General features: G+C 42.6%; 21 protein-coding genes. 13 read left to right on the plus strand and 8 right to left on the minus strand.

Going from position 1 to position 22,569, the window contains the following annotated elements:
• Positions 1 to 120: 120 nt before the first annotated feature.
• Complete coding sequence (locus tag KEJ24_04095; GenBank protein ID MBS7646996.1) at positions 121 to 2,682, minus strand: molybdopterin-dependent oxidoreductase; 2,562 nt, start codon at positions 2,680 to 2,682, stop codon at positions 121 to 123.
• A gap of 306 nt (positions 2,683 to 2,988) precedes the next feature.
• Between KEJ24_04095 and KEJ24_04100 the strand changes: the two genes are divergently transcribed.
• Complete coding sequence (locus KEJ24_04100) at positions 2,989 to 4,386, plus strand: radical SAM protein (protein MBS7646997.1); 1,398 nt, start codon at positions 2,989 to 2,991, stop codon at positions 4,384 to 4,386.
• Here the strand turns inward: KEJ24_04100 and KEJ24_04105 are convergent.
• Entirely contained in the window at positions 4,358 to 4,630 is a 273-nt protein-coding gene (locus KEJ24_04105) for a hypothetical protein (protein ID MBS7646998.1), read from the minus strand. The two genes, KEJ24_04100 and KEJ24_04105, sit on opposite strands and share 29 nt — an antisense overlap.
• Positions 4,631 to 4,759: 129 nt before the next feature.
• Here KEJ24_04105 and KEJ24_04110 point away from each other — a divergent pair, with 129 nt between their 5' ends.
• Complete coding sequence (locus KEJ24_04110; GenBank protein MBS7646999.1) at positions 4,760 to 5,119, plus strand: LysR family transcriptional regulator; 360 nt, start codon at positions 4,760 to 4,762, stop codon at positions 5,117 to 5,119.
• Positions 5,120 to 5,121: 2 nt separating this feature from the next.
• Here the strand turns inward: KEJ24_04110 and KEJ24_04115 are convergent, their stop codons facing one another.
• Positions 5,122 to 5,910 carry a DUF364 domain-containing protein gene (locus KEJ24_04115; GenBank protein ID MBS7647000.1) on the minus strand — a complete coding sequence of 263 codons (789 nt, stop codon included), beginning with the start codon at positions 5,908 to 5,910 and terminating at the stop codon, positions 5,122 to 5,124.
• 117 nt (positions 5,911 to 6,027) lie between these two features.
• On the opposite strand from KEJ24_04115, the gene KEJ24_04120 reads away from it, so the two are divergent.
• From KEJ24_04120 to KEJ24_04135, 4 genes are read left to right on the plus strand one after another with little or no spacing between them, the layout of a single operon-like run.
• The gene (locus KEJ24_04120) at positions 6,028 to 6,612 is read left to right on the plus strand and encodes a hypothetical protein (protein MBS7647001.1); all 585 of its coding nucleotides are present in this window, start codon (positions 6,028 to 6,030) and stop codon (positions 6,610 to 6,612) included.
• 15 nt (positions 6,613 to 6,627) lie between these two features.
• Positions 6,628 to 7,725, plus strand: a complete 1,098-nt coding sequence (locus KEJ24_04125; GenBank protein ID MBS7647002.1) for an ABC transporter substrate-binding protein — start codon at positions 6,628 to 6,630, stop codon at positions 7,723 to 7,725.
• On the plus strand, positions 7,697 to 8,719 hold the full coding sequence (locus tag KEJ24_04130) for an iron ABC transporter permease (protein ID MBS7647003.1): 1,023 nt from the start codon (positions 7,697 to 7,699) through the stop codon (positions 8,717 to 8,719). Before KEJ24_04125 ends, KEJ24_04130 begins: the two co-directional genes overlap by 29 nt.
• On the plus strand, positions 8,712 to 9,506 hold the full coding sequence (locus tag KEJ24_04135; protein MBS7647004.1) for an ABC transporter ATP-binding protein: 795 nt from the start codon (positions 8,712 to 8,714) through the stop codon (positions 9,504 to 9,506). The genes KEJ24_04130 and KEJ24_04135 overlap by 8 nt, the downstream gene beginning before the upstream one ends.
• Here the strand turns inward: KEJ24_04135 and mobB (KEJ24_04140) are convergent.
• Positions 9,493 to 10,263, minus strand: coding sequence for a molybdopterin-guanine dinucleotide biosynthesis protein B (gene mobB / locus KEJ24_04140; protein MBS7647005.1), 771 nt, complete (start codon positions 10,261 to 10,263; stop codon positions 9,493 to 9,495). The two genes, KEJ24_04135 and mobB (KEJ24_04140), sit on opposite strands and share 14 nt — an antisense overlap.
• Positions 10,264 to 10,335: 72 nt before the next feature.
• Here mobB (KEJ24_04140) and KEJ24_04145 point away from each other — a divergent pair, with 72 nt between their 5' ends.
• From KEJ24_04145 to KEJ24_04155, 3 genes are read left to right on the plus strand one after another with little or no spacing between them, the layout of a single operon-like run.
• Positions 10,336 to 11,613, plus strand: coding sequence for a molybdopterin molybdotransferase MoeA (locus KEJ24_04145; protein ID MBS7647006.1), 1,278 nt, complete (start codon positions 10,336 to 10,338; stop codon positions 11,611 to 11,613).
• 19 nt (positions 11,614 to 11,632) lie between these two features.
• On the plus strand, positions 11,633 to 12,184 hold the full coding sequence (mobB, locus tag KEJ24_04150) for a molybdopterin-guanine dinucleotide biosynthesis protein B (GenBank protein ID MBS7647007.1): 552 nt from the start codon (positions 11,633 to 11,635) through the stop codon (positions 12,182 to 12,184).
• 11 nt (positions 12,185 to 12,195) lie between these two features.
• Entirely contained in the window at positions 12,196 to 13,266 is a 1,071-nt protein-coding gene (locus KEJ24_04155; protein MBS7647008.1) for a molybdenum cofactor guanylyltransferase, read from the plus strand.
• Between the two features lie 13 nt (positions 13,267 to 13,279).
• Here the strand turns inward: KEJ24_04155 and KEJ24_04160 are convergent, their stop codons facing one another.
• From KEJ24_04160 to KEJ24_04175, 4 genes are read right to left on the minus strand one after another with little or no spacing between them, the layout of a single operon-like run.
• Positions 13,280 to 13,987 (minus strand): ABC transporter ATP-binding protein, encoded by a 708-nt coding sequence (locus tag KEJ24_04160; protein ID MBS7647009.1) that lies wholly within the window; start codon positions 13,985 to 13,987, stop codon positions 13,280 to 13,282.
• A gap of 9 nt (positions 13,988 to 13,996) precedes the next feature.
• Complete coding sequence (locus tag KEJ24_04165; GenBank protein MBS7647010.1) at positions 13,997 to 14,719, minus strand: ABC transporter ATP-binding protein; 723 nt, start codon at positions 14,717 to 14,719, stop codon at positions 13,997 to 13,999.
• Positions 14,720 to 14,729: 10 nt separating this feature from the next.
• Entirely contained in the window at positions 14,730 to 15,734 is a 1,005-nt protein-coding gene (locus KEJ24_04170; protein MBS7647011.1) for a branched-chain amino acid ABC transporter permease, read from the minus strand.
• Between the two features lie 4 nt (positions 15,735 to 15,738).
• Positions 15,739 to 16,620, minus strand: a complete 882-nt coding sequence (locus tag KEJ24_04175) for a branched-chain amino acid ABC transporter permease (GenBank protein ID MBS7647012.1) — start codon at positions 16,618 to 16,620, stop codon at positions 15,739 to 15,741.
• A 161-nt stretch (positions 16,621 to 16,781) separates the two neighbouring features.
• Between KEJ24_04175 and KEJ24_04180 the strand changes: the two genes are divergently transcribed.
• From KEJ24_04180 to KEJ24_04195, 4 genes are all read left to right on the plus strand, one after another.
• Positions 16,782 to 18,248, plus strand: a complete 1,467-nt coding sequence (locus KEJ24_04180) for an ABC transporter substrate-binding protein (protein ID MBS7647013.1) — start codon at positions 16,782 to 16,784, stop codon at positions 18,246 to 18,248.
• A 199-nt stretch (positions 18,249 to 18,447) separates the two neighbouring features.
• The gene (locus tag KEJ24_04185; protein ID MBS7647014.1) at positions 18,448 to 19,053 is read left to right on the plus strand and encodes a hypothetical protein; all 606 of its coding nucleotides are present in this window, start codon (positions 18,448 to 18,450) and stop codon (positions 19,051 to 19,053) included.
• Between the two features lie 69 nt (positions 19,054 to 19,122).
• Positions 19,123 to 21,699: a molybdopterin-dependent oxidoreductase gene (locus KEJ24_04190; protein MBS7647015.1), complete on the plus strand. Its 2,577-nt coding sequence runs from the start codon at positions 19,123 to 19,125 to the stop codon at positions 21,697 to 21,699.
• A gap of 5 nt (positions 21,700 to 21,704) precedes the next feature.
• Entirely contained in the window at positions 21,705 to 22,559 is an 855-nt protein-coding gene (locus KEJ24_04195; protein ID MBS7647016.1) for a carboxypeptidase regulatory-like domain-containing protein, read from the plus strand.
• Positions 22,560 to 22,569 lie beyond the last annotated feature (10 nt).

Raw genomic sequence — 22,569 nt, forward strand, 5'->3', positions numbered from 1 at the left:
GGTGATATATCCTTTTTCTTTGAAATTTCTACGCTCTAATGATGCTTTGATGCTTACGCTAAAGAAAAGCAAAGTCTAGTTAATGTAATAAAAAAGTATGTGATGGTTGTATCTGATTTACTATCTATTCGCTGGGAATTGCATGAAGGGCGCAAAGCCTACTGCTCGGTAAACTTTGCATAAGAGAGCCCTGTTTTGCCAAGAGCCAGTGTAGGGATCTAGAGTTTCAAGGTCGTCTGGCACAAGCACGTTGGTGTTTGATATAAAGTTGCCATACCACCAGTACTTGTCTCCCGGAAGCTCCGGGTACCACCAGCTGGCCTCGGCGTTAACAACCTTGGGATGTATTGCGCTTGATATTTTTGCTTTCATGAGTATTTTGCCTCTTTTTGTTTCTATCCAAACCCATTCGCCTTCAGCTATACCAAGTTCTCGCGCTGTCTCGGGGTGTATTTCAACAAGCGGATCTGGGTGTTGTTCCCGCATTCCCATTCCCCATTGTCTCAGCTCAGAATGGAATTGTGGCCTGAACCTACCTCCAGTAGTGAGTATTAATGGATACTCTTTAGCTAATTCCGGTTGCGTCACAGGACTTTCATAAGGTTCAATGTAGTATGGAAGAGGACTTCTTCCAAGTTGTTTAAATATTGTCACCCAGATTTCAGCTCTACCAGTGGGGGTGCCAAAGCCTCTCGGCCTACCCGTGTCCGGGTTGATATGCTCATAGCTCCTCGGCTTCCATGTAGCTATTACGTAAAGGTCTTTAGCCTCTTCAAGAGTTAACCCAATAGGTTCAAGCCTAGCATTGTCAGCCTCCTCCAAAGTTTCCCATGGAAAAGCGTCTCTCCATTTTTCTTCCGGCAATAGTCTTTTTGCAAGCTCTCTAAACATCCAATACTCATCTTTTCTTTCGCCTAAAGGTTCAATCGCTTTCTCCCAAACGGTTAATCCTGGATGGAAGTCTTCAAACGTTGCTACATAAGGCCTTTCAAGAGACTTTGTCGCAGCGGGCAACACGTAGTCTGCAAAAGTGCATGACGGGTTCATCCAACGATCTATCACAACTGTCAGCTCTAGGTTTGGGCTACTTAATGCTTGATAGACAAGTTTGGTGTTGGGGGCCCACACAGCTGGGTTTCCAGCCCATATTATTAGGCTTTTAATTGGATATGGCTTACCCGTGATTATTGCCCTAGCCAAGACTGGCCAGTTCACACCGAACATGTGCCCTGAAACACACGGATTAATTCTCCAAACCCTTTTATAATGAGGTTTCACAAGGTCGAACATAGGCCAAGCCATTATTGGGAATATGTCTGCTCCAAGCTGCTTCTTTTTCATTTCAGGTGAAAGGTGATCTTGATAGTCTAGCAAAGCTTCCCTCAGAAACATTCTTCCGCCTATCTCTGGACCTGGCTGCGTCATAATGTCTCCGCCAACCACGTCTAGGTTTCCGGTGAGTATTCTCAGCATGCAGCGGGCTATTTCAACAGACATTGAAGCCCTGCCTAGCTGGTCTGGAGCCACACCTCTATACATGCATGCAGGCTTTGTCGTGGCGTAAAGCCTAGCCGACTCCGCTAAGAGCTTTTCCGGAACCCACGTAATCTCGGACATTTTCTCTGGAGGATACTCCATAACTCTTTCTTTAAAGGCTGTAAACGCAGTTTTACATTCAACAGTTTGCCCGTCGATGTCCTCCACTTTGAAGTATCCTTCCAGTTCAACTTTAACGTCCCCGTCTGGAATAGGCTCACCGCTCAGTGTGTAGAATTGCTGCATAACTGGATCCCATATGACAGGGCCTCGCTTTTTGTCTATGGCTACATATCTGTCATCCCTGCCGCCCTTAACAAGGTCTTTCTCAGTGAGCCACCAATCTTTGTCTATTCTAAGCAATAATGGCCCGTTAGACCATCTCTCAATAAACTCTTGATCATACAGTTTCTCTTTGAGTATGACGTACATCCATGCTAAGAAAACTCCAGCGTCTGTTCCTGGTCTCAGTTGAAGCCAATAATCCGCCACTCTAGCCTCTTCAGTAAATCTTGGATCCAAAACTATGAGGTGAACCTCTTCTCCGCTTGCCTTCCGTCTCATTATGTTATTCCATTGTTGCGGTAGCGACTCTGAAGGGTGTCTACTATCCAGAACGATACATTTTGAATTAGCTATATCCGGTGTATGCGTATTGTTACCGTAAATGCAATATTGCATAGAAACATCACACGTAGAGCATATGGTTCCAGGCGAAGTAACATTACCAGGGTTGCCTATTGCAAACAAAAATCTAGATCTTGCCCAATAAAGATCAGTTCGATAGGTTCCTTCAGCAACGGCTATGCATTCTGGACCGTACTTATTAATTAACTCCTTAAGTTTGGCAGCAATTTCATCAAGGGCTTGATTCCACGATATTCTTTGCCATTGCCCTGAACCTTTTTCGCCGACACGTTTAAAAGGATACTTAAGTTGGTCAGGATGGTAAATAAAGTCCACCATATGGCGTATTCTTTCTTCGCATACAAATCCTCGACTCACAGGGTGTTCCGGGTTGCCTGTAACCTTTACAAGACGCCCAGTCTTTTTATCTACATAAGCTAACAAGCCACAACGGCACCAACACCCTGGCTCACCACTGTGGCAGCCTATTTTTTTAACTTCTAGTTCTTCTTCAACCATAACTAATATTCTCCCATAGGAGGAGAAGGTTTGGCAACACTCCATAAAAAAATTTCGGTAACTTTATTATTTCTTTAATGGCAATGTACCAATGATGAGAATTTTAAGTGTTCAACCGGCTGCAACTAACGCGGGATACAATGCTTGAACAAGCACTCAATCTTTTGAGGGACGTTTACGTGAAAACATAATATTAACTTAAAATTTTTAGTGTTTGCGGCCTGCTATTAATGCTCTGGGATACTGTTTATCTGCGAAGGGTGAGAGCCCTCAAGATTTATTTGCCGTAATCATGAAATATAGTTTATGAACACACTTGCTGAGACGAGTAGTCTATGCCCAGAATGTTTGCAAGTTGTCTTTGCTAGGATAGTCGCTGACGGCACAAGAGTTTACATGAAGAAATTTTGCAGACAACACGGAGAAAAAACAGCATTGATATGGAATGATCTTAAACTCTACACACGGGCGTTACGTTTTTCTAGGCCGGGTAAACCTGCCAAACCATATGTTGAAAAAACTGTAAGGGGTTGCCCTTTCGATTGTGGTCTTTGTCCATCTCACAGGCAACATACCTGCCTAGCCATATTGGAAGTTACGGATGCCTGCAACCTATTGTGTCCCATATGCCTCGCGGATTCCAAGAGTATCCCAAAATGGAACCCTACAACTGAAGACATTGAAATAATGCTTAAAGAACTTTTGAAATGTGAGGGCAAACCTACAGCCATCCAACTGTCGGGAGGGGAACCAACCGTTAGAAAAGACCTCCTTGACATAGTTGGATTATGCCAGGATCTGGGTTTTAAACTAATTGAGATAGATACAAATGGGATCGAACTTGCAAAAAATCCAGGCCTTGCCAGAGACTTGGCTGACGCTGAAGTCAGCGGGATATACCTACAATTTGATGGTCTGTCGCCAAAAATCCATCAAATTATAAGAGGGCGTGACTTAACAAAAATTAAGGAAAAAGCTATTAAAAATTGTCTGAATGCAGGCTTGAGCATAACTTTGGCGGTAACTGTTCTGAAAGGCGTTAACGAACATCAGTTGTGGGACATAATTAAGTATGCGGTGTCGAGGAAAGCCATAGGAGTTAACTTTCAACCCTTCGCCGCCCTTGGGAGATACCCACCTAATTTATTCGACCCATTAAACAGAACAACAGTAGGTGACGTGCAAATCGGGATTGAACAACAAAGCGGTGGAAAAGTGAAAGCCGTTGATTTCATGCCTGTGCCATGTCCAGACCCTAGGTGTTCATCGCTTCTCTATGCCTATTACCGCACAGACAAGGAGCTAAGCACTATCAGCACACTTGCGGATATGGAACAGTTGATAGATAAATATTCGCTTAAAAACGAGTTTGTTGAATTTGACAAACTACTGAAAGCTGTCGCTGATGAACTTGCAGTTTCACACGCCATTTTAAGACACTTTAAACCTCAAGCAATCGGCTCATCCCTTAGGCTTTTGCTGGAACATATAAAGCCAGAAGGCTTTTTCTCTGTAGGATGCCACTTCGCTCAAGACGCTTGGACAGTTGATTTAGAGAGACTGTCCAAGTGCTGTGTCCATGAGTTGAGAGAAAATGGGAGGCTTATACCGTTCTGCCTCTATAACATTACATCGGTAAATGGCGAAAGGCTATATAGAGATAGTAATCTATTCCTTAAGCTGTCTGGAGCTCAACGGGTATAGGTGACTGCTGATTTATACAATCAACAATTGCGTTAAAGTTTGGGTTCTCACCTGAAAGGTTAAGTTTACCCCCCGCAAGTTTAACAGTGAAGCCCTTAGCACACTGTTTAAAAGTCATGACGAAAGTGGCGAAAATCATTGGCTCAAGTTTAGGTTCCGTCGTTATTTCATAGTCTTTATCGGCAACCTTCTTGACGATTACTAACAATTTGGGCGGAAGATTTGATCTTGGTAGGAATATCATTGTTGCATCCTCTCAGTAAGGAGTGTCCAAACAAATTTAAAGCTTTTCGATAAAACTGCACAACTTTTAATAAATTAACACCGAAAATAAAAAAGTAGGCTAAGCCTGGTGAGGGAGGAATAACGAAGAATGTCCACCGCATTATATCCGAAAATTAAGCTATGGCTTGTCAACGAAAATGATGAGGCTGTATTAGGTGAGGGCTTGGCGAGGCTTTTAGAAGCGGTTGAAAAATGTGGCTCAATCCTTGAAGCTTCTTCAAACTTAAACATGTCATATCGATACGCCCTTCACAGAATTTCCCTAGCAGAAAAACGTTTAGGTTTCAAAATCGTTAAGCGAAGTCGCGGCGGGGCTTCTGGAGGTTCTTCAGAGTTAACAAGTGAAGGAAAAGCCCTTCTTGTAAAATATGAGAAAATAGAGAAGGATATAACCAAATTTTTGAAATCTGGGAAATATCAATTCAAAGCTAAAGAGAAAGATCCTTAATATTATTTGGGCTTGATTGTTATCTGCTTGCAGGCTCCTTTAAAACTCGGTGTTCCCCCTCCCTCTGATACTACTTGCAAAATCTTTTCGCTATCTGTAATTTTTATGCTGCCTATAATTGACACCCCGTGTCTAAATAAGGGGTCAGGAAGCATGCTTGCTGTGGGGCCTACGAGAGCTACTTCTCTTGCAGTTCTAGAAAGTTCCAAAAGGCGATCTATTGTTCCGTTAGCTAAAGCTGTGCCGGTGATTATTGCGACTGTGGCTTGTGGAAGAATCTCCTCGATAGCCGTGTCTGGAAAAACATTTGCTTCGCGCAGTTTCGGGTTTCTCTCTATTATGAAAATGTTTCTTGTTTTCTCCATGATCTTTGGGATAAAGGGATGAATGTTTCCGACAAGGACGACAATATCGTTTCGTCTAATTTCAAGTTGATCAATAAGATCTCCTTCGGTAATCACGTATCTATCCAAATTTCTCTCAATAGCCAGCTGGGAAAGAGCGTTTAAAGCCGCCACGCCTACAACCGCTTCGCTTAAATCCCATGACAAAGATAATTCAGCAATTTTTATGGCTGGGTTGCCAGCCAATGTTCCAGCTCTTCTCCAAATTTGGCAACAATTCGGTGCTATTTCGCTACTAAAAGTGTAGCATAAACCTACGTGTCGCGTACTAAGCTGAACTGCTGTGTAACCCAGCCCTATAACAACCTTTTTAGCTTCTACCGCATCTACATTCTCAACTTCAGCCTTAACTGATTGTAATAATTCTCTGATTATTCTTCCAGGCATTATGAAACCTCAATGTGAGAATTTCGATCGCGGAATATTAAAGCTTTTATACCGATGTTACAAACTTATAATATCGCTTTAAAGAAGTCCACATTGAAAACCAGAGGAGGTTGAAGAATGAAAGATGATGTAAAGTTGGCTGAGGTGCTTCATGGGCACTTTTCTCCCGGGGTTGCCCTTGGGGTTCGAATGGGTCGAATTGGGTTGAAAGCACTCGGCCTTTCAAAGGGTGATAAAAGGCTTTTCGCTATAGTTGAAACGGCGTTATGCTTGGCTGATGGTGTCCAGGCCAGCACTGGTTGTACACTGGGGCATTCTTCTTTGCGTGTTGAGGATTTCGGGAAACTCGCCGTTTGTATAGCCCGATCCGACACAAAAGAGGGTGTGCGGATATCCCTTAAACATGGGTCTATGCCTCCAGTTGTTGAGGATTGGGTGATGCGCAAGAAAAAGTTTAGCCATGACGAGGAGGAAAAAATTGCCAAAGAACTGTTGCATTTGGACGAGGAGTCTTTCCACGTTGAACCAGTGTCCGTCGAGCCGTTTTCAAAGTTTGATGAAGCTGAAATAGTGAAGTGCGACGTGTGCGGCGAATGGGTTGTCGAAACAAAAGCAATCAAGGCTGAGGGAAAAACCATTTGTAAGGCATGCAGTGGTGCAAGATATTACCAACCGCTCAAGCCTTCCCAAACAAACCTTTAAAAGGGAGGGTTGAAAATGCGGAAAAGCTTTATCGCCTTGATACTTTCTCTCTTACTCTTGGTTCTATGTTTGACAGCCTATTACGCTTGGCTTTCTCCAAACCTCAATGAAGGAACTATCGTGTTCACCGACGCTCTCGGCAGGACCGTTAAAATTAAAATGCCAGTAAATAAGGTGATAATTACCGGAAAAAGTGCATGGCCTATAACAACAGTAGCGTATATGTTTCCAAACGCCAAAAACGTTTTATATGGTTTAAGTGCAAGCATAAACGTTTCACTATTCCAAAAAATTGATCCAGACCTAGCATCCAAGATTGTTCCAACAACTGAACTTAGTGTTGAAGAAATAGCCAAGGCACAGCCTGACGTTGTTATACTCAAGTCTACACCTTCAATGAAGGAATTAGGTGACCAGCTTGAAGGGTTAGGCATTAACGTTGTTTATGTTGATTTTGAAAACTTAGAAAGCTACATTCGAGACCTAAAAGTGCTAGGAAAAATTTTCATGGACGAGGAAAGAGGCGAAAAACTAGCAAAATACTACAACGAAACATACAACATTATTGCTTCAAAAACAAAGACACTCACAGAATCTGAACGCAAAAAAGTCTTGTTCCTATACTATAGCATCAAAAATGGCTTTCAAGTGCCTGGTAGCAGTTGGCTGCAAACGTTCATGATAGAGGCTGCAGGTGGCTACGCCTTGTCAAAGGAAGTTTCTGGAACCGGATGGAACCCTGTAAATTTTGAGCATATTGCAGAATGGAACCCTGACATAATATTTCTAGTCACCTACTCAAACTCTCCGACCTCTAGCATGGTGAAAAAACAGCTTTTAGAAAACGCTACATGGAATGAGATATCTGCCATCAAAAGTGGAATGGTTTACGCCTTTCCTGACGACTGTAGTGTTGGCGCTTTGGGAAGCTGGGATTGCCCAGGTTCACGCTGGATCCTTGGGCTAGAATGGATGGCAAAGAAAATATGCCCAGAGCTTTTCAGCGAATTAGACATTAGAGAGGAAACTAAAAGGTTTTATGTAGAAATGTATGGCCTAAGCCGGTCAGACGCTGAAACAATCATTGGCCAAATTACTGGAGATTTCCTATAGTGGCTTAAAGGTGACGCTTGTGGGCGGATACGCCAAACGCTTTCTAGCGCTTGTGTGCGTTTTAGCCCTCGTCTTCATCATTTCCATTTTTTTTGTCGGTAGATTCACGTTTAATATTTTTCAGCTTATGAATGACGAGTTAGCCTTAAACATAGTTTTGAGAATTAGGTTGCCCAGAGTATTAGCGGCGATGATGCTTGGCATGGCTTTATCCGTGGCTGGGGCAGTCATGCAGTCTGCATTTAAGAATCCGTTGGTGGGGCCGGAAATTTTAGGTGTAAGCCAAGGAGCAGCTTTTGGTGCAGCATTTGCAATACTCTTTCTGCCAGGAGACCCATTGAAACTTGAGATTCTTTCAACGATCTTCGGGCTATCAGCACTCGTGGCCTCTTACGCTTTTTCTTCGGCGATAAAGTATGGTGGAAGAATACTTAGACTTGTTTTAGCCGGTTTGGCCGTTTCAGCCATGTTTTCAGCAGGCGTCGGTGTTATGAAGTATATGGCGGATCCTCTTAAACAGTTGCCCGAGCTAACTTTTTGGCTTTTAGGCGGCTTATCAGGTGTTGTATGGAGAGACTTTCTCTATATGGCTCCTTTAGCCACAACAGCTATTGCAATCTTATTTATTGTTAGATGGCGAATAAACCTGTTAACACTAGATGATGACGTAATCACATCGCTTGGAACAGACCCTAAAAAACTTAGAGCATCAGTCGTCACGTTGGCTGTGATTGCTACGGCCGCCGTGACCTCTGTAGCTGGAATTATAGGCTGGATTGGGCTAACGGTTCCTCATGTCTGTAGGAAGCTTTTCGGAGCTGAAAGTAGCAAAGTGATACCAGCGTCCATACTTTTAGGTGCCATATTAATGATCATTTTTGATGACATAGCGCGGGCTGCTTCGGTTGGGGAAATTCCTCTGGGCATAGTTACATCATTTTTAGGCGCAATTCTCTTTGTATTATTCCTTTCAAGAGGCGTGCCGCATGAGTAAGATACTCTTCAAAAATTTGAAGTACCGGTATCCAATTTCCAAAGTAGATGTGTTAAAAGGAATATCCCTACAAATTCCAGAAGGTAAAGTCACCGCACTCTTAGGACCCAACGGATCGGGAAAATCTACTCTTTTCAAAGTTTTAATAAAAGTTTTAACACCTTACGAAGGCAACGTCTATATAAACGGTGAAGAGCTAAAACATATTAACGTTGACTCCTTAAGCAAGACAATAGCATGGGTTCCCCAAGAGGAAGATTCGCTTTTTCCCTATACGGTCTTAGACTACGTGCTTTTGGGCAGAACTCCACATCTCGGCTTTTTTAATATGCCAAGTAAAAAAGACGAGGAAATCGCACACAACATCTTGACACAACTAAACTTGTCTAGCATAGTCCATAGAAAGGTTACAACATTAAGTGGTGGAGAAAAGAAACTTGTTTCCATAGCTAGAGCGCTTGCTCAAGAATCTGACACTCTAATCTTGGATGAACCCACAGCGCATCTAGATATTGGAAACAAAGTGAAGGTGCTTAACATTATTAGGAAGATGGCTGATTCTGGAAAAACAGTTATATTTTCGACGCATGACCCTAATGAAGCTTTTCTTGTTGCTGACAATGTGGCCATAATGAATGGTGGTGAAATAATAAGTGAAGGTTCACCAGCTACAGCTATAACCGAGGAATCGTTGGGAAAGGTTTATGGTATACCTGTAACAGTACATAGGATAGATGATAAGCAGGTTTTAGTGGGAATTCACCTCCAAGGCTTTAGGCCTTCCTAACTATGAGTTTTATTTCTGTCACATGATTGACACCATTTAAGGAAGAAACCATCCCAATTAAGGTTCTCTCTATAAAAAGGCTTGGGAAAAACTTTAGCGGCACAACTTGTCCATTTACCTCTAAAACTACATTCGTTCTGCCATAAAGTGGACATCCCCTAAGATCTGCGACTCCGGCGATTATGGCTTTCGCAAGTTCATGACACGTGTCATATCCGCATTCCTTACAATGCGCAAGGTTTGGGAAAAGCGGGAGGGCCTTTTGCTCAACCAAGTCTGCAAGTTTATTGACTTCAACTTTGCAATTAAGTATTGGAACATTAAATGTTGAAGCTTTTTCTACTTCCTCTTTGGATTCGGCTATAATTCCAGAAACTGCAATAGCTAGACCGTCGCAAAATGTTCGCACTTCAGACGCATCTTTAGCTGCAATTATCTTCGCCACAGCTCTTTCATTTTCAAAACCCTCCAAGAGAATGTAGTCAAACCCTTTGAAGAAAGCTGCAATTTCATTCAAAGCGAGTTTTCTCTTTATGAAAAGAACCGTTTCATTTGTTGCAGCACCCACTACAATTTCAACCCCAGCTTCGCCATGCTTCCAGGTCTCTTTTTCTGGGGCGTCAATCCATCTGACGTTCGGCATTTCCTTCACAGACCCAACATTGTAGCCTCTGCTTTTGAGCTCACGTGCTATATGTTGAATAATCGTTGTTTTTCCGGAATGTTTACCGCCGACAACTGCCACAATTTTCGTCATTGAAGATCACGCAAGAATCATTCACGCAAACTATATATATGCATTTAACTTTTCTCGCTTGAGCGGGCTTATATGAAGAGAACAAATCAAAAAAGAACTTTCAAACTAACTTCTTATCCAGACGCCTTAGCAAGACTCTACGAAACCTTTCAAAAAAGGTCTCTGGACTGCGAATTCGTTCCAATTGAAAAGTCAATGGACCGAGTTTTAGCTGAAGACATTGTGGCAAATGTAGAGATTCCCAAAACTGATATTGCGGTAGTTGATGGGTACGCTATTAAATCCAAAGACGTTGCTGAAGCTTCGGTAGGACATTCCATTTTGTTAAAGGTTGCTGGAAAACTCTATCCTTGGAGTAAACCTTCCGACGTTGAATTGGCAGATAGACAAGCAGTTTACGTCACGTGTGGGGCACCAGTACCTAATGGAGCTGATGCAGTAATAATGGTTGAAAACACAATTTTGCATGGCGAAAAAATTGAAATACGAAACCCAGTTAGAAGAGGAGAAAACATAGCCTATGCCGGAGAAGATGTAAAAAGAGGGAACTTACTCCTCAAAAAAGGATCCATCCTAAGGCCGCAGGACATTGGAATTTTGGCAGGTTTAGGAATTAAAGAAGTTAAAGTTTTCAAAAAACCGCGGGTGGCAATCATCGCCACCGGAAACGAACTCATTGAATTGAGTCGAGAAGACCCAACGAGGATTGTTGATAACTATGCCTTGATAATTTCAGGGCTAATATCTAAGATTGGGGGAGAACCTGCAAGGCTTGGTGTAGCACCCGACGATCTGCAAGAAACGAAGAAGAAAATTGGCGAAGCCCTTGAAAATGCTGACGTAGTGGTCACTATAGGGGGCTGTTCCATGGGCGAAAAAGATTTTGTTCCAGACGCAATTAATGCGCTCGGCCCTCCAGGGGTATTAACTCACGGAATAAAAGTGAAACCCGGGAAAGTTACTGGATTTGGGATGGTTAAAGAAAAACCGGTAGTGATGTTGCCTGGTCTATTTGCATCCACCATGGCTGGCTTCTATCTGATTCTCGTGCCATTGATTGGTTTGTATACAGGCGTCACGATGGAGCATCTGCTCCCCACAGTCTCAGCTAAAATGAGTCAAGACTTAGATCCAGATATGAAACACCGTCATAGGTTTTTGCCAGTTCGCGTCAAACTTGTGGAAGGAGAATTCTACGCGGAAATTGTCTCTGGAAGCCCTAGCAGTCTAAGCAGATTTCTTAACTCCAATGGTTTTATATTAATTCCTCCGAAAAAAGGTTTAAAGAAAAATGAAAAAGTAAATGTTACCTTGTTCAGTAAGGAAGAATTCAGCAGATTTCATGGTTAAATAAGAAGAAGGTGAAGATATGCTCGTAGTATCTGTCGTTGGGATAAGCAAATCCGGCAAAACAACAACGATAGAATACTTAACATCAAAGCTTACAGAAGAAGGCTATAAAGTAGGTTCAATAAAGCATATTCACCACCAAGACTTTTCAATAGACACCGAAGGCACAGATACATGGAGGCACATGCACGCGGGTGCTAAAGTAACAGTTGCTCTTGCTCCCAAAGAAACGGTAATTATTAAAAAAACAGATAACATCCCAAGTGATTTGGACGATGTCATCAAACTTTTTAAAAATGAAAACTTAGACGTGATATTCGTTGAGGGGTTGCATTCCTTAACAGCTAAAAGGAAAGATATTCCGAAAATAGTAACTGCAAAAAATGATCAAGATCTCATGAAAACATTAGAGGGCACTGAACCAGTGCTAGCAGTCACTGGAGTTATAACCAAAAAGAAAACTGAAATAGGTAAAATTAGCGTCCCGCTGATTGACTTAAATAATGAGGGCACTACGTTGCTGAATCTTGTTAAAAATCAAATAGATTCCAAGAAATCGAGTGGAGCATAAGAGGAAAAGCTTTGATTAAAAGATGTGCAATAGTGCTTGCTGGAGGAAAAGCTGAAAGGTTTCAGGTAAATGGTAGTCCGTGGATAGATAAGGCATTAGCGAATGTTCTAGGCAAACCGCTGCTAATACATGTTATTGAAAGGTTAAAGTCTGTTGTCGAAGAAATCATAATATGCGTTAACAACGAAGCGCGAAAGTGCAAATACACGAAAGTGTTGCGGGACTTTTCAATTAAATGTGACAATTTAAAAATAGTGAAAGATCTTAAAATCCCATTTATACGCGGTCCAGCCGTGGCGATCGTAACCGGGCTTAGAAGCACAGACGCTGATTACTGCATTGTGGTGCCATGCGATACACCTTTTATACAGCCAGCTGTTGTTGATTACCTTTTTAGCGCTGTTAAGGATGCAAGTGTAGCTATTCCAATTCATGCGGATGGAAGTGTGGAGACATTAATGTTCACCTGCGAAAGAGAAAAGACTGCTGAAGTGTCAGAAACGCTGTGCTGGCTTGGGCGCGATAGACCGGATGACTTCTTAAGGGGATTGCCTAAAGTGAAGTTTATTTCAACAATTGGCGAGTTAAAAGACTTGGATCCTGAGTTTAAAAGCTTCATTAATATAAACTTTCAAAGAGACTTAATCGAGTTGAGGACAAGAGTTACTGCAAATGGACCAATAAGAAGCATACAAGTGAATTTAGGCGCACCGGAAAACTCTGACTTGGGATTCCTGAGAGAAAATGCCCGAAAATATTTAGAGAAGAGGTTTATCGATGCAGTTAACGTTTTTTCTACTATATCCGACCGTTTTGAAAAAGAAAAACTTTATTTTTGGGCTGGGCTTTGCCGAGAAAAAGAAGGCAATATTATACAGGATTATTTGAACATAGAAAAAAATGCCCAACTGAGGGGCAAATTGCAAGAGAAAAGCAGGCAAGCATTCATAAAGGCTGCGCAAAACTATGCCCTAGAAGCTGAATTTTTTGCTCAGAAGCAAATTCACCTCTTGGCGCGGCGAGCAAAAGAAGATGAAACTTGGTGTAAACGACGCGTGCAACAAACTACTCGAGATTACTAAGCGTTTTGTCCGTTTATCTTCCCAAGTAAGCCTTTTTGACTTGCTCGTTGTTTAGAAGCTCTTCGGGGTTTCCCTCCAAAACTATCCTTCCGTTTTCAATGACATAAGCTCTCTTTGAAAGCTTAAGAGACATAAGCACGTTTTGTTCAACTAATAAAATAGCAACTTTCTCTACTTCATTTATTTTCTTCACGGTTTCAAATATAGATGCAACTAGTTTGGGCGCTATTCCAAGGGACGGTTCATCCAACAGGAGCAGTTTCGGCCTTAACATCAACGCCCTTCCGATGGCAAGCATTTGTTGCTCACCTCCGCTTAGTGTTCCAGCCAGCTGTGTTCTTCTTTCCTTAAGTCTTGGAAAGAGATTAAAAACAATCTCGAATGTTTCATCCCTTTTTCTCCACGCCTGTGGCAAGTATGCGCCCATCTTCAGATTCTCTTCCACTGTCAAGTTTGGGAAAAGTCTTCGGCCTTCCATAACATGGGCTATGCCTAGAGCTGCCCTTTTGTGCGGTTTTAACGTAGATATGTCTTTACCAAAAAACTTGACCCGTCCTTCTCTTGGATATAACTGGCCGCTTATGGTTCTTAGCAGTGTCGTTTTACCTGCACCGTTACTTCCAATAACTGCGACAAGTTCACCTTCTGAAACTTTTAGGCTTACATCCCTTAAGACTTGCAAGTCTCCATATGCAGCGTTAATCTTCTCCACTTCAAGCATGGCATCACCTCACGTGGAATGCGCATGACCTAAATAGGCCTCTATCACTCTTATATCGGCAGCTATCTTCTCAGGCGGGCCATCAGCAATAACTTTACCCTGATGAAGGACTATTATACGTTCCGCTAGTGACATTACGACTTTCATTACGTGTTCTGTCAATATTATTGTTACGCCTTCCTTCCAAATTTTCTTAACAGTCTCTATCATCTCATTAGTCTCCGCTGGATTCAATCCAGCGAAAGTTTCGTCGAGCAACAAAATTTTCGGGTTGGTTGCAAGGGCTCTAGCCAATTCACAGCGTCTTCTATAGTTAAAGTTCAATTTACTAACAGGTGTATCCGCGTACTCTTCAAGCATCAAAAAGCGCAATATTTCTTTTGCGCTCTCTCTTGCCTCTCTTAGGGAAAGATTCGTACTGAGGGCGCCAACTGTAACATTTTCAAGCAGTGTCAAGTTTAAAAATGGACGTGGTATCTGAAATGTTCTGGCAATTCCAGCTTTGCATATTTTGTGGCTTGGTAGTCCCGCAATATTCTTTCCGTTGAATATTACTTTTCCAGAGGTTGGCTTGTAAAAGCCTGTAATGCAATTATACAAAGTTGTTTTGCCCGCCCCGTTAGGACCTATGAGCCCTACTATGCTTCCTTTCTCAACCTCAAAATTTACATCATCCAAGGCTACTACTCCACCAAACCGCTTTGAAACCCCTTTTACTTCAAGAATAGCCACTTAATTCACCTCATAAAGCCTTAAGAAAGCTTAGCTTTGACTTTAAAAGTCCCCATACGCCTTTTCTTGCAAGGAAGAATATCACAATGAAGATTGCTCCAAACACGACGAGGTCCATTCCAGCTCTAAACCCGAAGGAAACCCGAAGATATTCTCCAATTCCTATCCTTACTAGCGCGCCTATTATAGGGCCAATAATTGTTTGTGCCCCTCCAATTACGGTTATTAAAACTGGTTCAATGGAGGTAAACAACGAGAGCACACCTCCAGGCTCCATGGAGGGGTCTATATACGAAATGTAAACAGCGTATAAAGCTCCCGTGACACCAGCGATAAACCCGCTTATAAACATTGCTAATAGTTTTAACCTAAACGGGTTCACTCCAAGCGTAGCTGCGGCATCTTCGTCTTCTCTAATTGATTGAAGCATTAACCCATAACGAGATTTAGATACGTGCCAGACAACGAAAAATGACACAAACAGTAGTACAAAGGCTAGGTAATAATAGGGAAGCTTTTCACTAAAGTTGATTACAAAAAAGGGTGTGGACACAGATGCTGGACGTGGTATTGAAATGCCTAGAGCCCCTTGTGTAAATTCTGTGTTTAGTACTATAAGCCTTATAACCTCGGTTAATGCCAAAGTTGCAAGGGCGAAGTATGGTCCCCTAACCCTAAAACATATGGCGCCTATAGCCAAACCTATCAGTGAGCCAACAATGCCGCCGAGGATCATGCCAAGCCATGGGCTTGCTCGGAAATAATCAACATAAAATATCAGCAATCCAACGGTGTATGCACCCATGCCGAAGAAGGCTGCATGTCCAAGAGATGACTGACCTGCAAATCCTGAGAGTAGGTTCCATGACTGTGCAAGTGTGGCAAATAACAAAATCAGTATTAATATATGCATGAGATAGGTTTGATGTGCTATGGATATTGGCGCTATCAAAGCAATTATTACTAGGACAATTATTGTAACAATAAACTTTGATTTTTTCTTTAGGTATTCCATGATATTAACCCCTTGTAAATAGCCCTTTTGGTTTAAATATTAGTATCAAAACGAAAAGGGCGAATCCAACAGCTGGAGTTAAAGCATACGGAATCCAGATTGTAGCCACAGACTGTGCCACACCTATAATTATTCCTCCAAAAAATGCTCCGAGAACATTACCTAATCCCGCAAGGACACATATTATCATCGCATACAATGTAAGCAGTATGCCGAGGTATGGATATATGTAGTAGATAATGGCAAGAATGGTGCCTCCGCAACCAGCCAACGCAATGCCAAGTCCACCACCCACTAGCCGAATTGTATCAGAAGATATTCCAAGAGATTCCGCAGCGTCTACGTCTTGACTTACGGCTCTTATAGCAATGCCCAACTTGGTTTTTGACAAAAAAAGCTGCGTTGAAATTATCAATGCCAATGTTACTACAAAAGCAACCAAATAAGCGCCATTGACAGACACGGGGCCCAACCGATAAGTCTCATATGGAATATCAATTATCCGGTAGTCACCTCCCCACACAAGCAACATGACATTTTCCATAAAGATGGACACTCCAAAAGTTAAGATTATTGATCCAAGCATCTCACCTATAAGGTGTTTGAATATGAATCTCGTTAAAGTCATTCCGATTACAAAAAATAGGATAAACACCACCACGAAAGAAAGGGCAAATGACAGCAGAGAAGGTGGAATGCCGAACGATGACATAAGGTATCCAAAGAGGAAATATGTAGTAAACATTCCTAGTACGGCGAAGTCGCCATGTGCCAAGTTCTTTATACCCATAACGCCGAAAATTAGGCTCATCCCCATTGCTATAGTTGAGTAGATTATACCCAAAATTAAGCCATGAACTGTAGTTGATATCAACAAATCTAGCATCAATTGACCCCCTTGAGGTTTGTCTAGTTTAGCGTATATAATTCTAGGATTCTCTATATAAAATGTGCGGTAATACAATTTCAATGGAATTTTCACCCTCCAAGTGAAAACTCACGAAAATTTTATAAGTAGTGCTCTCAAATCTTCTTCTCGGGGTAATTATGAAAAAAGTTGAAGCAATTGTAGGTGTCATCGCCGTTATTGCTTTGATCCTTTCTATTGTGTCTTTGGGCTATCTGTCCACGCTTAGCGGCCTCTACGGATTAAGTGGGGAAATATCCCAGCTTAGTGACAGAATATCAGACCTTGAGGATGCGTTGTCAGATCTAGAGTCTAGACTTTCTGAGGTTGAGAAGCAGCTTGGTATAATGACGCAAAAGCCTCTGTTATCGGGTTATGAGTTGAGGGTTGGAATATGTTTGCCGTTGTCGGGAGCTATGGCTGCCTTCGGTCAATCTGGGTTACGTGGCGCAGAGTTAGCCACAGACGAGATTAACTGGGCTGGAGGTATTCTGGGCGCCCACATCAAACTGTATATTGAAGACTTTGCCGGAGACCCAAAGGTTGCGGTTTCAGCAACGGAGAAGCTCATAACAGTTAACAAAGTTCATGTTGTAAGAGGATACTTCACAAGTTCCGGAGCCATGTCAGCTGTGCCCATTGCTGAAAGCTATAAGTGTCCCGTGCTCTCTATAGGCAGCAGCGCCAAAGAACTCTGCCAAAAAGGATGGAAGTACTGGTTTAAGACACCACCAAACAGCACAATGTTCGCTAAAGTGTCTGTAGAATTCCTAAAAAGTGAAATCGTACCTAAATTGAACCTTGGAAGACCTTTAAAAGTTGCGGTGCTGCATGAAAACACCTTGATGGGTGTTTCAGACAAAAACGAGTTTCTGGCCACCGTTAATGCGTCGGGAGTGAACTGGGAAATAGTGGCCGTTAAAGATTACACTGCCGGTTCATTGGACTTTAAGCCAGTTTTAGAAGCTATAAAGGCAGCTGGACCAGACGTTTTAGCCATGTCTGGTTATCTCACAGACAGCGTGTTAATTGCTAAACAATCAAAAGAAGTTGGATTAAACCCATTATTTATAAGCATCGGTGGAGCTGGCATGCAAACCCCGGCGCTAATTGACTTAGCGGGAGAAGATGTGGCATACTGGTTTGTGGCTAACGAGTACTGGTGGGATAGAGCATATCCAAGCCGCGAAGCTGGAAGAAGGGTGGCTGAAGCATTTATGGACAGATATGGTGTTCCTCCAGACTTCCAAGGATGGTCAGGTTATGCTGGGCAGTACATGCTCAAAGAACTCTACGAGAAATTGGCGGAAACTCAGTCTACTGCCTTGAAGAATGCTTTCAAAGATGATAAAGTAGAAGTTATACGGAACATGACCAGAGACGGGTTGGCAACCCTAAAGCTTTACTTAGACTGGACTGGGGAGTTATACTTTGAACCAAACGGACAAATGGCGTATTCGCTGACCGGTCCAAGCATGGGATGCACAATAATACAGGTTCAACCAGCAACACCGGATGATCTGTGGTCCACTAAGGGATACACCTTCCGCACAGTGTTCTCATCGGTCTATAAGGTTGCAGATCCAATAATCCCACCTAGAACTTGAGTACATTACATACTCCTCAACTTTTTATTTCCTTCATGCCACTTTACTCTTTGTATATTATCCTAAATTCTCATTTCCAAAAATAAGGAAACGCAAAGCTTTTGCTTCTTCAAGAGTAAATAGTAAAAACAGTCATTGTTAATTAAGTAAACGAACAAGACGTAGGACAAGACTGTAAAAACCGGATGGTGCAATTAACGTGAAGAAAACAATAGTGGCCATCGCATTAATAGTCCTCATAGCCGGATTTTTCGTTGCATTTTCAATGCCAATACAATACGATGAAGAAGTTGTAGTGTATGATTGGAACCCCATAAAACCACAAACGTTAGAGCCGAAAACAGAGAACACAAGCAAAACTGGTATAGCATTTATTGCTATCACGAAAACTCAAGACGTTATAAGAAAGTTCCCAAGCCTAAAAAACGTTACAGCACTTGAATTGAATGTAACAGCATCGCAGCCGGTTAGAGTAACGGTGGGCACGGTGATCACTTTGGACGATTATACATACACATTTGATAACGTAGTGTTTAACGACTCGAGCAAATTTTTTAATAACAGAATTCCGGTGAAAGATACGAAGGCTGACTTTTTAGAAATAAGAAATGAGGGGAATACCCCAGTACATATTACAGGAAATGTGAAAGTATTTGGAGAAGTCGTTAAAACCAAATATCCATATTTAAGTGTTGGTACACTAGTTGTTCTGACAGGGCTTGCCATACTCGTTTATGGAACTGCAGCCAAACCAAAACGTAGAATAAAAAATTTTAGGCTAGGCTTTTCAAGACTTGTTACGTAAACATTAAATTTGAACAGGCGTAAATACAAAAGCCATGATTAACTAGGATATGGTGGCAACAATATGAGTATGCTGAATGATGGAACAATACGCTATACAAACTGTACTAAAGGTGGGCCAGTATTTGTATTCGTCAAGGATGGAAGAATTGTTCGCGTTGAACCTCTTGAATTAAGCCCAGAAGATCCTGAATCATGGACCATCGAGGCGAGAGGAAAAACGTTCAAACCACCAAGGAGAGCCAACGTGGCGGCTTGGACCCTGTCTGTAAGGGCTAAGGTTTACGCGCCAAATAGGGTTCTACAACCACTTAAAAGGGTAGACTTCAACCCAGATGGGCAAAGAAATCCGGAGAACAGGGGCAAATCTGTATATGAGCCCATTAGCTGGGAAGAGGCCCTAAACATTTTGGCTTCGGAAATTGAACGTATAACTAAAAATTATGGACCCGCCGCTATATTGACGACAGCTTCCTCGCATCACAGCTGGGGAAACATAGGTTACAGAACGAGCGCATATCACAGGTTTATGGCGATTTTAGGCGCAACCTACGCAGACCACAACCCAGACAGCTGGGAAGGCTGGTTCTGGGGCGCGATGCACCATTGGGGATTTTCGTGGAGGCTTGGAATACCAGAACAGTATGACCTTCTCGAAGACGCCCTGAAACATTGCGAAATGATAGTCTTCTGGTCATGTGACCCACACGCAACCCTTGGCACATATGGAGCCCATGAATCCGTTCCATGGAGATTTTGGCTCAAAGAGCTAGGCGTAAAAATGGTTTTTGTGGATCCGTTTTACAATTGGACTGCAATTAACTTCGCCGACAAGTGGCTGGCTCCAAAGCCTGGAACAGACACAGCCTTAGCTTTGGCAATTGCCTATACATGGATAAAAGAAGGTACATATGACAAGGACTACATTGAAAAGCGCACTTTAGGATTCGAAAAATGGAGAAGCTACGTTTTAGGCGAAGAGGATGGGGTCCCAAAAACTCCTGAATGGGCGGAAAAAATATGTGACGTGCCCGCCCGCGAAATAAAAGCTCTCGCAAGGGAATGGGCGAAAAAACGCACAATGCTTGCCTGTGGCCGCGGTGGAATGGGAGGTGCTTGCAGAGCTGCATATGGCCATGAATGGGCCAGAATGATGGTTTTACTGTCGGCTATGCAAGGTTTGGGGAAGCCTGGGCGGAACATTTGGGGGACAACGGCGGGCGCACCGTTCAATGCAAAGTTCTACTTTCCAGGTTATGCTGAAGGGGGAATATCAGGCGATGCAACAAACACGGCAGCATCCACATTGCTATCAAGAGGAATAACAAAGATGCCCGTCAGATGGACTCTTAACGAGCCGCAAGGACAGCATGTCCTGAGACTTCTAATTCCTGAAGCAATTTTAAATCCGCCAGTGAAATGGAGGGGAAAGGGTTTTGCAGGAGCCTTCCCGGAAGCTCAATTTAAAGAGTATAAGTATCCAGAGGATGGTTTTTCGCCGGCTAAAATGTTCTGGAGATATGGGACATCGTATATTTCAACAATGACGGAAACCAACAGATGGGTTAAAATGTACAGAAGCCCAAAACTTGAGTTTGTAGTTTGTCAAGCAATATGGTTCGAGGGAGAAGCCAAATTTGCTGATTTAATACTTCCGGCATGTACAAATTTTGAAAGATGGGATATCGGAGAATGGGCAACGTCCGGCGGCTACACTCCACACTTATCCTACTCGACAAATCACCGCATCATAGTACTACAAATGAAATGCATGGAACCTCTAGGAGAGTCGAAATCTGATTATCAAATATTCGCCGAGGTTGCTAAAAGACTTGGATTTTACGAAAAATATACAGAGAGTGGTATGACTGAGTTAGACTGGGTTAAAAGAATGTTTGAGGTCACCGACTTGTCAAAGTACATTACGTGGGAAGAATTCTTTAAGAAAGGATATTTCGTCGTGCCCTTGCCTAAACCATACAAGTCCACTCCAGCATTGAGATGGTTTGCCGAGGGAAGAAAAAGGGATACTCCAGATACAGGTCTTGCAGGAGGAAGAATGATGGGTATACCCGATGGGTATGGTTTAGGAACAACATCCGGCTTGTTAGAATTCGAAGCAAGTACATTAAAAAGATTTAACCCAGAGGATCCTGAAAGGCCGCCTATACCGAAATATATCCCCTCGTGGGAGGGCCCGGAAAGTTCTATTTCACAAAAGTATCCGCTTCAACTGATTTCGCCGCACCCAAGGTACTCGTTCTTCACGCAATATGATGGGAAGGACAGTTGGGTTAATGATATCCCAGATCACAGGCGTAAAGGCAAAGACGGTTACTATTATTGGATACTCAGAATAAACCCCGTGGATGCAGATAAGCGGGGCATTTGCAACGGAGATCTCGTGAAAGTTTACAACGACAGAGGCGCCGTAGTATGCATGGCGGAAGTTACTGAAAGGGTGCGTCCCGGAGTTGTGCATGCCTACGAGGGAAGCGCGGTTTATGACCCAGTGGGTGAACCCGGGGAATCCCCGGATCGTGGAGGATGCATAAACCTTTTGACTCCTTCGCGTCTAATGTCTAAAAACGCCAGTGGAATGGCGCCTAACTCTTGTCTGGTGGAAGTATGTAAACTTGGAGGGTGAAAGCTATGCGAAAGTGGGTTATGGTTATAAACGTGGACAGATGTATAGCTTGCTATGCTTGCTTTATTGCATGTAAAGACGAATTCTGGGGCAATGACTATCCGCCATACTCTGCTGGCATAAAAAAACGGGAGCAAACACTTATAAGGCTTGAGAAAAGGGAACGGGGAAAATTTCCACATGTAAAAGTGGCATACATGCCAGTTCTGTGTATGCAGTGTGACAATCCTCCATGTATGAAAGCAGCTAAACATAATGCTGTATATAAAAGGGAAGACGGAATAGTGATAATAGATCCGGTGAAAGCCTTTGGGCAGCAAGAGTTATTGAAAGCATGTCCATATAACGCAGTTTCATGGAATGACGAGAAAAACCTACCACAAAAATGTACTTTTTGCATTCACAGAGTTGAGGAGGGTAAATTGCCTAGATGCGTGCAGGCATGCCCAAGTGGGGCACTGTTATTTGGTGATTTAAACGACCCAGAAAGTGAAGTAGGTAAAATCTTGAAGTCAAATCAAGCAGAGCCGTTTCACTCGGAATACGGCACCAAGCCAAATGTCTACTACATTAACCTCTACAAAATGACAAAATACTTCATAGCTGGGGATGTTGCATTCAAGGAAAGCGACGAATGTGCAGAAGGTGTAGAGGTTACCTTGATAAATGAGGCAACTGGTGAAAGCAGAAAAGTAAAGACTGATGCCTTCGGAAGCTTCGAATTCGACGGACTAGAACCCAACACGAGATACCGAATAAGACTGGATCATCCAGGATACACACCTAAAGAGATACCGCTGAAACTTGACGAGGCAGACATATACCTTGGATACATATTTCTAGAAAAAGTTAATAGATAACAATGCGGTT

The organism is Candidatus Bathyarchaeota archaeon (assembly GCA_018396705.1).
Classification (GTDB): Archaea; Thermoproteota; Bathyarchaeia; order Bathyarchaeales; family Bathycorpusculaceae; genus DRVP01.